At 57.4% G+C, this 14,373-nt stretch carries 12 protein-coding genes; 6 read left to right on the top strand and 6 right to left on the bottom strand.

The window, feature by feature from the left end; translation table 11 throughout:
• Nucleotides 1-35 precede the first annotated feature (35 nt).
• The 3 genes from FIL88_RS04925 to FIL88_RS04915 all read left to right on the top strand — a co-directional run bounded on the left by FIL88_RS04925 (nt 36) and on the right by FIL88_RS04915 (nt 4,630).
• Complete coding sequence (locus FIL88_RS04925) at nt 36-1,334, top strand: capsule biosynthesis protein (RefSeq protein ID WP_142852675.1); 1,299 nt, start codon at nt 36-38, stop codon at nt 1,332-1,334.
• 119 nt (nt 1,335-1,453) lie between these two features.
• Nucleotides 1,454-2,557: a polysaccharide biosynthesis/export family protein gene (locus tag FIL88_RS04920; protein ID WP_142852674.1), complete on the top strand. Its 1,104-nt coding sequence runs from the start codon at nt 1,454-1,456 to the stop codon at nt 2,555-2,557.
• Between the two features lie 24 nt (nt 2,558-2,581).
• A complete protein-coding gene (locus FIL88_RS04915) occupies nt 2,582-4,630 on the top strand; it encodes a capsular polysaccharide biosynthesis protein (protein ID WP_142853452.1) in 2,049 nt (682 codons plus the stop codon).
• 4 nt (nt 4,631-4,634) lie between these two features.
• Here FIL88_RS04915 and ribD read toward each other — a convergent pair whose 3' ends face one another.
• Both ribD and nrdR read right to left on the bottom strand, forming a co-directional pair.
• Nucleotides 4,635-5,714 (bottom strand): bifunctional diaminohydroxyphosphoribosylaminopyrimidine deaminase/5-amino-6-(5-phosphoribosylamino)uracil reductase RibD, encoded by a 1,080-nt coding sequence (gene ribD / locus FIL88_RS04910; protein ID WP_246066610.1) that lies wholly within the window; start codon nt 5,712-5,714, stop codon nt 4,635-4,637.
• Between the two features lie 42 nt (nt 5,715-5,756).
• Nucleotides 5,757-6,227 carry a transcriptional regulator NrdR gene (nrdR, locus tag FIL88_RS04905; protein ID WP_142852672.1) on the bottom strand — a complete coding sequence of 157 codons (471 nt, stop codon included), beginning with the start codon at nt 6,225-6,227 and terminating at the stop codon, nt 5,757-5,759.
• Nucleotides 6,228-6,443: 216 nt separating this feature from the next.
• On the opposite strand from nrdR, the gene FIL88_RS04900 reads away from it, so the two are divergent.
• Nucleotides 6,444-6,647 carry a dodecin family protein gene (locus FIL88_RS04900; RefSeq protein WP_142852671.1) on the top strand — a complete coding sequence of 68 codons (204 nt, stop codon included), beginning with the start codon at nt 6,444-6,446 and terminating at the stop codon, nt 6,645-6,647.
• 63 nt (nt 6,648-6,710) lie between these two features.
• On the opposite strand, the gene FIL88_RS04895 is transcribed toward FIL88_RS04900, so the two are convergent.
• From FIL88_RS04895 to FIL88_RS04880, 4 genes are all read right to left on the bottom strand, one after another.
• The gene (locus tag FIL88_RS04895; RefSeq protein WP_142853451.1) at nt 6,711-7,127 is read right to left on the bottom strand and encodes a secondary thiamine-phosphate synthase enzyme YjbQ; all 417 of its coding nucleotides are present in this window, start codon (nt 7,125-7,127) and stop codon (nt 6,711-6,713) included.
• Between the two features lie 611 nt (nt 7,128-7,738).
• Nucleotides 7,739-9,724 (bottom strand): RNA polymerase sigma factor RpoD, encoded by a 1,986-nt coding sequence (gene rpoD, locus FIL88_RS04890; RefSeq protein WP_142852670.1) that lies wholly within the window; start codon nt 9,722-9,724, stop codon nt 7,739-7,741.
• 189 nt (nt 9,725-9,913) lie between these two features.
• Nucleotides 9,914-11,881 carry a DNA primase gene (gene dnaG / locus FIL88_RS04885; RefSeq protein ID WP_142852669.1) on the bottom strand — a complete coding sequence of 656 codons (1,968 nt, stop codon included), beginning with the start codon at nt 11,879-11,881 and terminating at the stop codon, nt 9,914-9,916.
• Nucleotides 11,882-11,920: 39 nt separating this feature from the next.
• Nucleotides 11,921-12,508, bottom strand: coding sequence for a TetR/AcrR family transcriptional regulator (locus FIL88_RS04880; protein ID WP_142852668.1), 588 nt, complete (start codon nt 12,506-12,508; stop codon nt 11,921-11,923).
• Between the two features lie 142 nt (nt 12,509-12,650).
• On the opposite strand from FIL88_RS04880, the gene FIL88_RS04875 reads away from it, so the two are divergent.
• Complete coding sequence (locus FIL88_RS04875; RefSeq protein WP_142852667.1) at nt 12,651-12,899, top strand: hypothetical protein; 249 nt, start codon at nt 12,651-12,653, stop codon at nt 12,897-12,899.
• Between the two features lie 128 nt (nt 12,900-13,027).
• Nucleotides 13,028-14,320 (top strand): homoserine dehydrogenase, encoded by a 1,293-nt coding sequence (locus FIL88_RS04870; protein WP_142852666.1) that lies wholly within the window; start codon nt 13,028-13,030, stop codon nt 14,318-14,320.
• Nucleotides 14,321-14,373: the final 53 nt, after the last annotated feature.

Below are 14,373 nucleotides of genomic sequence, written 5' to 3'. Positions count from 1 at the left end.
CGCATTCACGCTTAACGATTTGGTGATTGACTGGCATGGCGCGCATAACAGGTGAAAATCGGAATTTCCTGTTTCTGCAAGGTCCTCATGGGCCGTTTTTTTCACGTCTGGCCAAGATGCTGCGTCGCTCGGGCGCACAGGTCTGGCGCGTTGGCTTCAATCGTGGGGACCAAGCGTTCTGGTCGGACCAATCCAGCTATATTCCATTCACGCAGCCACAGGATCGGTGGGCTGATCAGTTTGCGCGCATCGTAGAGACCCATGGCATCACAGATATCGTTCTATATGGCGATACGCGACCTATCCATGCACAAGCCGTCGCGGCTGCGCGTGCTCGCGGCCTAACCGTCCATGTGTTTGAAGAAGGATACCTGCGCCCCTATTGGGTGACGTATGAGCGGGATGGATCGAATGGAAACTCGCGCTTGATGAAGTATGACGTTGCCCATATGCAGCGCATTCTTGAAGACGCCGACCCGGATATGCCCGAAGCACCCGCCCATTGGGGGGACATGCGCCACCACGTGTTTTACGGCGCTTTGTATCATTGGTTCGTGATGTTCCTGAACCAGCGCTATCGCAATTTTCGGCCCCATCGGGCCATCGGCGTTGGAAAGGAGTTCTTGCTTTATGTTCAACGCCTTGTTCTAATGCCTGCAATCGCCGCTGACCGTATCTCTGCGTCGCTGCGCATTCGATATGGCGGCTTCCCTTATCATCTTGCACTGCTACAGCTTGAGCACGACTCCAGCTTTCAAATGCACAGCCCGTTTGACACAATGACCGAGTTTCTTGAGCGCGTCATCGCTGGTTTCGCAGAAGGTGCCCCGACCCATCATCACCTGGTTTTCAAAGCCCACCCGCTGGAAGATGGCCGCGTCCCACAACGTCGCGAGATCAACAGGCTGGCGCAGGAATATGGATTGTCGGATCGCGTTCACTATGTGCGCGGAGGTAAGCTGGCAAAACTTCTCGATCACGCGCGTTCGGCGGTCACCATCAATTCGACTGCAGCCCAGCAAGTTCTGTGGCGCGGTCTGCCGTTGAAACTGTTTGGCAACGCGGTCTACGCCAAACCGGAATTCGTTTCTGAACAGCCGCTTCCAGAATTCTTTGACACGCCCACCCGCCCTGACAAACGCGCCTATCGCGACTATCGCCATTTTCTTTTGGAAACCAGTCAGGTGGCGGGCGGTTTTTATTCGGCACGTGGACGACGACAGCTTTTGCGGCAGGTTGTGGATATGATGCTGGCAAAGGACGATCCCTATCAGGCCCTTGAACGCGGAACAGCGGCACCACGGCAACAGTTAAGTGTAGTCAACTCTTCCTAGAAGCCAGCTTGGCTGGAATTTAATCACATCTCGATGTAACCTTCCTGAAATGAATCTTACCTCGAAAATAGGGCCGGGCAGTGCAGGCAAGAAAAAACAATTGGGCCAAGAGCTTAATCTTGGCAACCGCAGTCGCGGCGCTTGGGGCCTGTGGCCTTCCGCGCACCGGCCCAACAAAGAGCGAAATCAATGCTGGCTCGGTCCAACGTCAGGGCGATGCCTTTGTTGTCCGCGTAAATGACCGTGTGACTCGTGCCACAGCCGTCGTACCTGCCCTTGGATTTGACAAAGCATTCCAAGACGGAGGCCTTGTCGGATCCGATACGATCCGCGCGGGCGACACGCTCAGCATTTCAATTTGGGAGAATGTCGAAGACGGAATTCTGACCTCTGCCGGAGCCCCTGCGGTTCTTGATCAGGTGCAGGTGGACGGATCTGGTTTCATCTTCATTCCCTATGCAGGGCGCGTGAAAGCTTCGGGCAATTCTCCGGAAGCCATTCGCCGCATCATTACTCGGAAACTGGCAGAACAGACTCCTGACCCGCAGGTCACAGTACGTCGCACGGCCGGAGATGGCGCAACCGTGTCGATCACGGGATCCGTGGGTGGACAAGGGGTTTATCCAATTGAACGTCCGACACGCACGCTGAATGCCATGCTGGCACGTGCAGGCGGCGTATCGATCGAACCCGAAATCGCGAAAGTCAAAGTCATCCGGGGCGCAAAATCCGGCGAGATCTGGTTCAATGACCTGTTCAGGCATCCCGAAATGAATATCGCCCTACGCGGCGGCGATCGAATCTTGGTCGAAGCTGACACCCGGTCGTTTACTGCACTTGGCGCGACTGGTGCGCAAAACCGTGTCGGGTTTGCAAGCCAGACCCTCTCGGCCGTCGAAGCGATTGCACAGGTGGGCGGACTTTCCGCAGCGTCAGCTGATCCAACTGGCGTGTTTGTGCTGCGCAATGAAGTGTCAGAAATCGCCAATTCGGTCCTTGGCCGCAACGATCTGATCGGCCCGCAGCGCATGGTCTATGTATTGAACATGACTGAAGCAAACGGACTGTTTCTGTCGCGTGATTTCGTGATCCGCGATGGCGACACTGTCTACGTGACCGAAGCCCCCTATACTCAATGGTCTAAGGTGCTGTCTGCCTTGACAGGCACATTGTCCACCGCCGGATCAATCTCGGCGTTGAACCAAAGCCTTTCGAGTAAGTAAGCGGGGTTGCCCGTTCCCATGGACATGTCAATTAGCTCCACCGCTGGGTCAGAACAGCCCCGGCGGCTTTTCGTCTATAATGGCGGATTTCTAACCCAAACACGCATTAAGCGCATCCTTGAATTGGCAGGCTGGCAAATTCGCCTCGGCCTGCCCGGCGACGGGGATTGGGTCGGCACCTGGGGAAAAAGCCCCACATCAAGCCGGGGCGAGGCGGTGGCATCCCGCAAAGAAAACCCAATCCTGTGCGTCGAAGATGCTTTCCTGCGGTCGGTGCTGCCCGGTCGGTCAGGCGAGGCACCATTGGGCTTGATGCTGGATGACATCGGCGTGCATTTTAATGGGTCTGAACGCTCACGCCTGGAACAAATACTGACTGACGATCCGCTGGACGACAGCGCATTGCTCAAGCGTGCCCGCGCGGCGATGGCACGGATGGCAACAGGTCATCTATCCAAGTACAACGCCTTCCATCCGGACCTTCCCGTCCCAGATGCCCCCTACGTTTTGGTACTGGACCAAACGCGAGGCGATGCGTCAATCCGCTTCGGCGGCGCTAGCGAGGCCACTTTCCGTGACATGCTTGTCGCGGCACGGCTCGAGCATCCGCACGCGCGCATCCTGATCAAAACGCATCCCGAGACTTTGGCGGGCCACCGCGATGGGTACTTCGGACCAGAAGATGAGAATGAACAGGTACAGCTAATCACGGACCCGGTCAGTCCTTGGGCGCTTATGGACGGGGCCATGGCCGTCTATACCGTCAGCTCTGGCATGGGGTTCGAAGCCATTCTGGCCGGTCATAAACCCCATGTGTTCGGCTTACCTTGCTATGCCGGATGGGGCCTGACCGAAGACCGGCAACCCGTGAACCGACGCGGGCGCAAGCTGACCCGTGCGCAGCTATTTGCAGGCGCCATGATGCTCTATCCCACGTGGTACGATCCCTACCGTGATCAACTGTGCGAGATTGAACAGGTTCTGGACACGCTCGAGGCCCGCGCCCGCGCATGGCGCGAGGATCATCAAGGCTATGTCGCCAGCGGAATGCGTCTGTGGAAACGCCGCCCCTTGGCTGAGTTCTTCAAGGCAGATACCGCGATGATCTTTGACGACAACGCGGTTCGGGCTGCCGATGGGGCGGAAACGATGGAGCGCCCGTTGATGGTGTGGGCTGGAAAAGAAGCCCCGGACCACAGCACACACCGCCCCCCTTTGCGAGTTGAAGATGGCTTTCTGCGTTCGCGTGGTTTGGGGGCTGCGCTTGTCCCGCCTTTGTCTTTGGTGCGCGATGATCTGGGGATCTATTATGACCCAACGCGTGAGAGCCGCTTGGAACATCATATCGCGGCGTCCACCACCCTGCCCGACCATGCCCGTGACCGAACACACCGCTTGGTGGCACAGATCACGAAGAACCGGCTGGGCAAGTACAATCTGGACCGCCCCCTGCCCGTGGGCTTGACGGATCTGCATGATGGACTGCGCATTTTGGTCCCGGGTCAGGTTGAAGACGATGCCTCGATCCGATTGGGGGCGACAGAGGTTGCGACCAATCTTGACCTTCTGAAACGCGCCCGTGCGGACAATCCGGATGCCGTCATCATTTACAAACCCCACCCGGATGTCGAAGCGGGCCTGCGTGATGGACATATCCCGCCAGACGTAGCTGCCAATTACGCCGATATGGTTGCCGATCAGGCAGATCCGATCGCGTTGCTGGACCACGTAGACGCGTTATGGACCATGACATCGACCATGGGGTTTGAGGCTTTGTTGCGTGGTGTTCCGGTCACCTGCTTGGGGGCCCCGTTCTATGCGGGGTGGGGTCTAACCACCGATCTGGGCGACATTCCGGAACGTCGCACAGCCCGCCCGGATCTGATCGCATTGGTGCATGCCGTTCTGATCGACTATCCGCGCTATTTCGACCCAATCACAAAAACTGCATGTCCGGTCGAAGTGGTGGTGGATCGGTTGGCAACCGGCACACTCCCTAAAGGTCGTCCGGGCACGCGGATTTTGGCAAAACTACAAGGGCTTTTCGCCAGCTATGCCTATCTATGGCGCTAGACCACTAGGCCCGCGCGATCCGCGTCCAGCGATGCAGCACATCACCTCCGATGTCACGACACTCCACCAGACCAAAGCGCGGAGCCTCGAACAGACGACTGATCCCCATAGCCGCAAGCGACGGGCGGCCCTCGGCCCCCAGCGCCACACCTGCGCCATAGCCGACCAGATCATCCACCACATCTGCCATGAGAAGCGACGCCGCAAGCCCCCCACCGCCTTCACAATAGACACGGGTCAACCCGCGATCTCCCAACGCTGTCAGAACCGACACTGGGTCCAGTGTGGCCTGAGCCTCGGCCACTTCGATCAACGTGGCCCCAATCCCCTTCCATGCGGCGATCAGCTCGGGTGCGGCGCGGCGCCCGTGACAGACCCACAAGGGTACGTCGTGTGCGGTCCGGGCCAACTGGCTTCCTAACGGCAGATCCAGATGACGCGACAAGACAACACGTACCGGTTGATGCGCGACCCCTAAGCCACGAACGGTCAGAGACGGATCGTCATCGCGCGCCGTCCCGGCACCGATCATCACTGCATCATGCGTCGCCCGCATCGCATGAACATGCCGTCGCGCCTGAGGACCCGTGATCCACTGGCTTTCACCGCTGGCCGTGGCGATGCGTCCATCAAAGCTGCTGGCAAGTTTCAACGTCAGCATCGGACGTCCGCGCGTGACCCGGCTTAGGAATCCCGCCTGATCGGCACGCGCCGCGGCTTCACAAACACCAGTGTCGACGGTGATCCCCGCAGCACGGAGCATGTCAAAACCTCCGCCATCCACGCGCGGATCTGGATCCCTCAAAGCGCAGACCACGCGGGCGATGCCTGCACTGATCAATGCTTCGGCACATGGAGGTGTCTTTCCGTGATGGGCGCAAGGCTCAAGCGTCACATAGGCGGTTGCCCCTTTGGCAGCGGCCCCGGCTTGTTCAAGTGCGATCGGCTCGGCATGGGGACGTCCACCGGGTTGTGTCCAACCGCGCCCAACGATGCGTCCATCACGCACAATCACACACCCCACCGCCGGGTTAGGCCACACACGGCCAAGACCACGGCGTGCAAGCGACAAGGCCAGGCGCATGTATCGAAGATCTGCGCCTGAAATATCCGAATGCATCAGTGGTTACTCGTCGTCTGTCGGGATGTCCGGGCGCAGCTCGCTGACGAACTTATCGAAATCATCTGCGGCTTGGAAGTTCTTGTAAACGCTGGCAAACCGCACATAGGACACCGTGTCGATTCGGGCCAATGCCTCCATCACGATCTCGCCGATGGTTTTCGACTGAATGTCGGTTTCACCCATGCTTTCCAGACGCCGCACGATGCCCGAGATCATTTGATCAATCCGCTCTGGCTCGACCGGGCGTTTTTGCATGGAAATGCGGATCGAACGCTCTAGCTTCTCGCGGTCGAAGTCCTCGCGGCGACCGTTAGATTTGATCACCACCAGATCACGCAGCTGCACCCGTTCATAGGTTGTGAACCGTCCTCCGCATGCCGGGCAGAACCGCCGACGTCGGATCGCAACGTGATCCTCGGCTGGGCGGCTGTCTTTCACCTGAGTGTCTATATTTCCGCAAAACGGACAGCGCATGGGCGATCCCTTTCCTTCACTGTTCCCCGTTGATGTGGGCTTTAACCACTTATCCACAGGCACTATAGGGCAGCGCCTAGGTCTTGTGTAGGGGTAAAACCCATACCCCAAGATAGAGCGACTAATAGGCTAAACTGGGAAAGATAGAAATTATTCCCCTGCCACGCGCATTTATTTGCATAATAACTCGTCCCATCAGAAACAGGAGGAACACAAATGTCCGTTGCACGTGTCACCGAAATTTCCGCGACATCCAAGAAAAGCTTCGACGACGCTGTCGAAACAGGCGTCGAGCGCGCCGCGAAAACCCTGCGCAACGTTGTCAGCGCTTGGGTCAAAGAACAGTCAGTTTCGGTTAAAGACGGCAAGATCGAACACTATCAGGTCAATCTGATGGTAACCTTCATTTTGGAAGACTGATCTTTTCCTAAAAAGCATTGAACGCGCCGATGTGGAACACTTAACGGCGCGTTCCTTTTCGCATCAGTTCGAAAGATGCGCCACCACCTGCCGCCGGTGCGGCGCGGTCCGATGCTCAAACAGATAGATCCCCTGCCAAGTGCCCAATACCATGCGCCCGGCGCTGACCGGAATGGATAGGCTGACCGGCATCATGGCGGCTTTGATATGGGCGGGCATATCATCGGGGCCTTCATAGGTATGCGTCAGGTAAGACATGGAAGGATCCGTCGTCGGTGGAACCAAACGGTGAAAGAAATTCCGCAGATCCGTCTGAACCTCGGGGTCCTCGTTTTCCTGAATCAGCAATGAGCATGAGGTATGGCGCACAAACAGCGTCAGCAGACCATTGCGCGCAGAGCCGCGAATCCATCCATGTACCTGGTCTGTAAACTCGTAAAGCCCTGACCCGTTCGTAGCGATCTGAAATTTCTGCACGATCTTCCCCACACATGATAAACCAGCGCCCTATTGGCGATGGTGTATCATGTATCGGTGACGGCCCCGCATACGCAATGCACAAGCGGAAACCTTACTTTCAAAGTATGCAAGCGTTCGACTAGAGATGCGAATATATAGGCCGCAACACAGCAGCGCCCATACGTCTACGATCTTCCAACCCTTGCAACGCAAGGACCCGCCCGCGCCGGATTGCAAACACCCCGTTTGCTCTCATCCGGCGCTTTGGGTCTTCAATTTGCCATTCTGGCAGCAGCGCCAGCGGCTCTCCCCTCACAACATCATGCATTTTAAATACCCGTCATACGGCCAGTAAAATATCTGACCTGAACGTCCCCGTCACATTTGTGACATATTTTAAATTAGAAGGAAATCAAAAGATTGTGAGTATTTACGGCTCTCAAGGAAACAATTTGTTCTAAATAAGGCAATCCACCGCAAGCATTGGCACGGCCAACCAATTCAAATCAGACGTTCGATCGCCTTAGTGAAAGCTGGCAAGTAGAAAGTACATATCCCAAAGACCAACCAGCGGGCACAACCAACAAAAAACGCCCCACAAAAGCGGGGCGTTTTCAAGGATTTCTGCAAACTTATTGGTCTAAGAAGGATCTCAGCTTTCGCGACCGGCTGGGGTGCTTCAGTTTCCGCAGCGCCTTGGCTTCGATCTGACGGATCCGTTCGCGGGTCACGCTGAACTGTTGGCCCACTTCTTCCAGAGTGTGATCCGTGTTCATGCCGATACCAAAACGCATCCGAAGCACACGTTCTTCACGCGGCGTAAGCGACGCCAGAACGCGGGTCGTAGTTTCCTTGAGGTTTTCCTGAATGGCGCTGTCCAACGGAAGGACGGCATTCTTATCCTCGATGAAATCACCCAGCTGGCTGTCTTCCTCGTCGCCAATTGGCGTCTCCAGAGAGATCGGCTCTTTGGCGATTTTCATCACCTTACGGACCTTCTCAAGCGGCATTTGCAGCTTCTCGGCCAGTTCTTCCGGGGTCGGCTCGCGGCCGATCTCGTGCAGCATCTGGCGACCGGTCCGGACCAGCTTGTTGATCGTTTCGATCATATGGACCGGAATACGGATGGTGCGGGCCTGATCAGCAATCGAGCGGGTGATTGCCTGACGGATCCACCACGTCGCATAGGTCGAGAATTTGTAACCGCGACGGTATTCAAATTTGTCCACCGCCTTCATTAGGCCGATGTTACCTTCCTGAATAAGATCAAGGAATTGCAGGCCGCGGTTGGTGTATTTCTTGGCGATCGAGATGACCAGGCGCAGGTTGGCTTCCACCATTTCCTTCTTGGCCTGACGCGCCTCTTTCTCACCCTTCTGAACCTGCTGCACGATGCGGCGGAATTCAGGAATGTCGACACCGACATACTGACCAACTTGCGCCATGTCTCCGCGCAGTTTTTCAACCTTGTCAGTTGAGCGTTCGATGAAGCTTTGCCATGCACGGCCGGTCTTCTCACCCATCTCGTCCAGCCATGTCGGGTCCAATTCCCGGCCACGATAGGCTTCGACGAATTCACGACGGTTAATACGGGCTTGGTCGGCAAGTTTCACCATGGACGAGTCAATCGACATGATGCGGCGATTGATGCCATAGAGCTGGTCAACAAGCGCTTCGATACGGTTGTTATGCAGGTGCAGTTCGTTCACCAGCAGCACGATTTCCGAGCGCAGCTTCTGATACGCACCCTCTTCCTTCTTCGAGAAGCTGTCATCTTCGTTCAGTGTCGCGGACATCCGCAGGTCCTGCATTTCCGACAGCATTTCGTAATCGCGGGCGATCAATTCGAGGGTCTCAAGCACGCGCGGTTTCAGCGCGGCTTCCATCGCAGCCAGCGACATGTTGGCTGCTTCATCCTCGTCGTCATCATCATCGTCATTGGCAATCGGATTGCCGTCTGCGTCCAGTTCTTGTGCCTTTTCCTTCTTTTCGGAAGAAGGTGCTTCAGCACCATTGGCAGCGGGTGTGACATCTTCTTCGTCGTCATCATCCAGCTGATTGCCAAAGGTCGCATCAAGATCGATTACGTCACGCAGAAGAATGTCTTCGTTCAGAAGTTCGTCGCGCCAAATGGTAATCGCCTGGAAAGTCAGCGGGCTTTCGCACAGCCCGGCGATCATTGTATTGCGGCCAGCTTCGATCCGTTTGGCGATGGCGATCTCGCCTTCACGGCTAAGCAGTTCGACCGACCCCATTTCGCGCAGATACATACGTACCGGGTCATCGGTACGGTCCAGCTTTTCGGTCTCAGCGCCCGCAACGGCCACTTCACCGCCAGCGTTCTTCACAACGACTTCGGTCGAGCCCTTGTCTTCCTCTTCCGCCTCTTCATCTTCGATGATGTTGATGCCCATCTCGGACAGCATCGACATCACATCCTCGATCTGTTCCGAGCTGACCTGTTCAGGTGGCAAAACCTGATTCAGCTGATCGTAGGTAATATAGCCACGCTCGCGCGCTTCGGCGATCATCTTCTTGACCGCAGCTTGCGACATGTCCGTCATCGGCTCGGCGTGCTGCTCGTCTTTTTGATCGTTGGCGGTGTCCTTGGCAGCCATGGGCTCTCCTTGCACGAAAGGCGCGTGATGGGCTGATCTGGTCCGACAGAGTGCCCCCTGCCATCAGCCACCCGCGCTTAGGGTGATTCGGGTTGGACGTCACAGATCCGAATCAGTGATTCGCCCACAGTGGTAAGGTGGGTGCTTTAGGCCCTGTTTGCAAGCAGACGGCAGCACCTGCCGTGCGCATCAGTGTTTTTTTCCCTTCGACGGGTCGATCTGTGCCAGCAATGCGTCAAGCGCTTCCCGTTCGTCGCGGTCCATCAGGGTGCCGTTGTCGGCAATCTCGTAAGTGGTTTTATCTTCCGTCTGGCTACGCAATGCCTTGTTGCGTGCCTCGGCTGCCTGCCCCAAACGCCATGTAACGCCCTCATCAGGAAGGGCGTCCATGTCAGCTTCGGCATCTTGAATTTCCCGCACCACCCCGCGTTTCGCCTCGAGCTTGGCAAGCTCTTCGTTCAAGCAGGCTTGCACGATCTCATCGTCTTCGCTTAGCCGAATTCCCGGCGCGATACGCACATGGTTCAGCGAGAACAGGCGGTCCAGCACATCGCCGCCCACATGGTTCAGCAATCGCTCCTCTAAGGCGTCAGCCCCAGCATGCGCGGCAGACAGGATACAGCCAAGCATCGCGTCATGGTCTGGACCAATCATATCCAAACGCTCCATCCGGCTTTCCACTTGATCCAGCATATCGGGACGGCGGATCAAAATGGCCAGAATCACGGCCTCGCGCAGGGCATCCTGTGCCCGCTCGTCTGCGCTTGCCAGCACTGATCCTTTGGTGGACGCCAAAACCGGAGGCGTTGCCTGCCAGCCGCGCCGCCCGCCGGGCGCCCATGGCTTCTTTCCCCCGCCCTGTTGCGGCGGGCGGGACCGGAACAACTCCCACCGTTTGTCCTTGATGGCCTGACCATAGTGATTGCGAATCGACGGATCCTGAATGCGGGCGATTGCAATGCGCAGATCTTTATCCAATGCGGCCTTGCGTTCGGGGCTGTCAAAAACCTTGCCTTCGGTTTCCCGCCGCCAAAGCAGATCAACCATAGGAATTGCGCCGTTGATCAAGGTTTTCATCGCGCTGGCACCGCTTTCTTTCAGAAGGTCATCCGGGTCTTTGCCTTCCGGCATGATTGAAAAGCGCAGGCTTTGCCCCGCTTCAAGCATGGGCAAAGAGTTATCGATCACCCGCATCGCGGCACGCAGGCCCGCCGTATCGCCATCCAGCGCGATGATCGGCTCGGGTGCAATGCGCCACAGAAGGCGCAGCTGGTCTTCGGTAATCGCGGTACCCAGCGGCGCAACGGTCGCATTAAACCCAGCCTCTGACAGGGCAATCACGTCCATATAGCCTTCGGCGACGATCAGCGGCTGGCCTTTTCCCGCCGCCTCGCGGGCGGGTCCGTGGTTGTAAAGGTTGCGGCCTTTATCAAACAGCTCTGTCTCGGGCGAATTCAAATACTTGGCGTTGTCGTTCGGGTCCATCGCACGACCGCCAAAAGCAATCGCGCGGCCGCGTGCATCGCGGATGGGGAACATGATGCGACCGCGGAACGTGTCATAGGGCTTGCCGCCCTTCTGGCTGGGCTTGGCCAGCCCCGCGCCAAGGATCAAATCATCCTCGACATTCTTGCCCTTCAAATGATCCCACAACCCCTGCCACGCATCCGGCGCGAAGCCGATTTCCCAGCGATCCAAGGCTGCTTCAGTCAGTCCACGGCGGGTCAGATACGCGCGCGCTTCGGCCCCGGCACCGGTCTTCAGCATAAGGCGGAAATGATTGACCGCCATCTCCATAACCTCGATCAACTGAGTGCGCCGGTCGGCCTTTTCCTGCGCCTTCGGATCACGGGCGGGCATCTTCATGCCAGCCTCGCCCGCGAGAATTTCAACCGCTTCGATGAACGAGACATTCTCGGTCTCTTTCACGAAACTGATCGCGTCCCCCTTTGCATGACAGCCGAAGCAGTAATAGAATCCCTTCTGGTCATCCACATGAAAAGACGCGGTTTTTTCCTGATGGAAGGGGCATGGCGCCCACATGTCACCTTTGGCCTGATTGGACTTGCGCTGATCCCACATAACCTTGCGCCCAACAACCTGTGTCAGACTGAGGCGCGTGCGCAGTTCATCCAAAAATCCGGGTGGCAGAGACATAGGCTATATATTGTCGTCATGGATCAAAGAGTCCAGTGCTCACGCACCGACGGCGCCGCGCACCATATCCCAGTAACGATCGGCAACAGCTTCGCGCGATAGACGCCCGCCCTCGCGATACCAGGTGTTTACCCCAGTCAACATGGCGATAATTGCCATCGAGCTTAAGCGTATATCGGATAGATCCAGTTCGCCCGCGTCTTGCCCTGCACGCAGGATTGCCTCTAGCTCGCCTTCGTATTGACGACGTAACGCTTCGATCGCCGCAAAATTCTCGTCGGTCAGATTCCGTAGTTCCATATAGGCGATGAAAACGGCCTCTGGGCGTTCAAGGTGGAATCGGATGTGAAAGCGGGAAAACGCTTGAAGCGCATCCAACGCGCTTTGGCCCTTGGGTTCATCCGCCCATGCCGCCAGCAATTCGTCCATATGCGTGCGCATCAGATCGAAAAGCAGACTTTGCTTGTCCTTTGTGTATAAGTACAACGCACCGGCCTGAACCCCTACCTCGCGCGCAATCTGGCGCATGGACACGGCCGCAAAGCCATGCTGTGCAAAAAGGGTCAGCGCCGCCGCACGGACGCGGGGGCCAGTTATTTCGCTGTGGGATCCAGTTTTTCGCGCCATAGGGTAGTGTTAAATGAACAAACGTTCATATCAAAGCTTTTTGCAATGCTTCGCCACTACTTACTGAGCATATCATGTTGCCTTGCAGCGCCCGCCACGCCTGTCTATTGTCACGCAAGAGCACTGCCTAAGGATCCCCAGCATGACACGCCCGTTTCAGACCTGTTTATTTATTGGGTTCGTCGCGCTGACAGCTTGTTCTGACATCCCCGACTTCGCGGACGACGCGACAGCGAATGCACCCTACCCCAAGATCGTGTCAATGAATGACCTTCTGGCGCAGGTCCCTGAGGATCACGGGGGCTATGGTACAGATTCACTCGCCACTCGCGCCGCCGCATTACGGGCACGGGCCGAGCGCCTGCGCCGAACGACGGTCGGGGACGGGTAAACCACGACACGGCGCGCTCGCCGATGATTTCAACAACAAATCCTACCCTGCAAGTGCGCCGTGGATTGCACAGCCTTGCCGCTTTGGCTACACGTCGCTGGACACATATCTAGCCGACGGAGACCGACATGACAGATACCGCCCCCCTGCGCCTTGGAATTGCAGGTCTTGGCACCGTCGGCATCGGCGTTGTGAAAATCATTCGTCGTCAGGCTGCATTGCTGCAAGATCGCGCGGGCCGTCCGGTCGTCATCACCGCCGTCTCTGCCCGATCAAAAGACAAGGATCGTGGCGTGGATCTATCCGACTATGCGTGGGAAGACGATCCTGTCGCGCTGGCGAAACGCGACGACGTTGACGTATTTGTCGAGCTGATGGGCGGCGACGGCGGCCCGGCAAAGGACTCGGTCGAAGCCGCAATTGCCGCAGGCAAAGACATCGTGACTGCGAACAAAGCACTTCTGGCCCATCACGGCCAGGAGTTGGCGCTGGCTGCTGAAGCTGCAGGCGTGCGCATCCGCTATGAGGCTGCTGTTGCCGGCGGCATCCCGATCATCAAGTCGCTGCTGGAAGGTCTGGCAGGGAACGAGATCACCCGCATCATGGGCGTAATGAACGGCACCTGTAACTATATCCTGACACAGATGCAGGCGACGGGCCGTGGCTATAACGCGCTGTTCGATGAATGCGCCGAGCTTGGCTATCTGGAAGCGGATCCCAACCTTGACGTCGGCGGCATTGACGCGGGTCATAAACTGTCGATCCTGTCCTCCATCGCCTTTGGCACACAGGTCAATTTCGACGCGGTCGAGCTGGAAGGCATCCAGCGCATCCAGCTAGAAGACATTGAACACGCAGCCGAAATGGGCTTCCGCATCAAGCTTCTGGGGGTCGCTCAGATGACTGGCCGCGGGCTGGAGCAGCGCATGTCGCCATGCCTTGTGCCCGCAACATCACCGCTGGGTCAGCTGGAAGGCGGCACCAATATGGTCGTTGTTGAAGGCGACGCGGTGGAACAGGTTGTTCTGCGTGGCCCCGGAGCGGGCGAAGGCCCAACCGCAAGCGCGGTAATGGGCGATGTGATGGATATTGCACGTGGCATTCGGATCCCGACCTTCGGACAGCCTGCGACAACCCTGCGCCCGGTCACCGGTGCGAAGGCCGCGAAGCCTGCGCCCTATTACCTGCGCATGTCACTGTTGGACAAACCCGGCGCGATGGCCAAAGTCGCCGCCGTTCTGGGCGACGCCGGCGTTTCGATCAACCGCATGCGCCAGACCAGCCATGACGAGAAGTTAGCCCCGGTCTTGATCGTGACCCATAAATGCACCCGCGACGCGCTGGACGCGGCGATCCAAGGCTTTGCAGACACGGGTGTCGTGGACGGCGCCCCCGTCGCGATCCGTATCGAAAACCTTTAAGGCAACCAGCCACCGCGCCTTTCGCGACGTCAGCGCGCTTGATACTGGACCTG

This window comes from Aliiroseovarius halocynthiae (assembly GCF_007004645.1).
Classification (GTDB): domain Bacteria; phylum Pseudomonadota; class Alphaproteobacteria; order Rhodobacterales; family Rhodobacteraceae; genus Aliiroseovarius; species Aliiroseovarius halocynthiae.
This window is presented reverse-complemented; position numbering and strand designations above follow the sequence as displayed.

Coding starts and splice junctions, on each gene's coding strand:
- ribD (WP_246066610.1), bottom strand. CDS start 5,714: ATGCGCCTGGCCTTGTCGCTTGCACGCCGTGGTCTTGGCCGTGTGTGG.
- FIL88_RS04880 (WP_142852668.1), bottom strand. CDS start 12,508: ATGGCGCGAAAAACTGGATCCCACAGCGAAATAACTGGCCCCCGCGTC.
- dnaG (WP_142852669.1), bottom strand. CDS start 11,881: ATGTCTCTGCCACCCGGATTTTTGGATGAACTGCGCACGCGCCTCAGT.
- FIL88_RS04915 (WP_142853452.1), top strand. CDS start 2,582: ATGTCAATTAGCTCCACCGCTGGGTCAGAACAGCCCCGGCGGCTTTTC.
- FIL88_RS04870 (WP_142852666.1), top strand. CDS start 13,028: ATGACAGATACCGCCCCCCTGCGCCTTGGAATTGCAGGTCTTGGCACC.
- FIL88_RS04925 (WP_142852675.1), top strand. CDS start 36: ATGGCGCGCATAACAGGTGAAAATCGGAATTTCCTGTTTCTGCAAGGT.
- FIL88_RS04900 (WP_142852671.1), top strand. CDS start 6,444: ATGTCCGTTGCACGTGTCACCGAAATTTCCGCGACATCCAAGAAAAGC.
- nrdR (WP_142852672.1), bottom strand. CDS start 6,227: ATGCGCTGTCCGTTTTGCGGAAATATAGACACTCAGGTGAAAGACAGC.
- rpoD (WP_142852670.1), bottom strand. CDS start 9,724: ATGGCTGCCAAGGACACCGCCAACGATCAAAAAGACGAGCAGCACGCC.
- FIL88_RS04875 (WP_142852667.1), top strand. CDS start 12,651: ATGACACGCCCGTTTCAGACCTGTTTATTTATTGGGTTCGTCGCGCTG.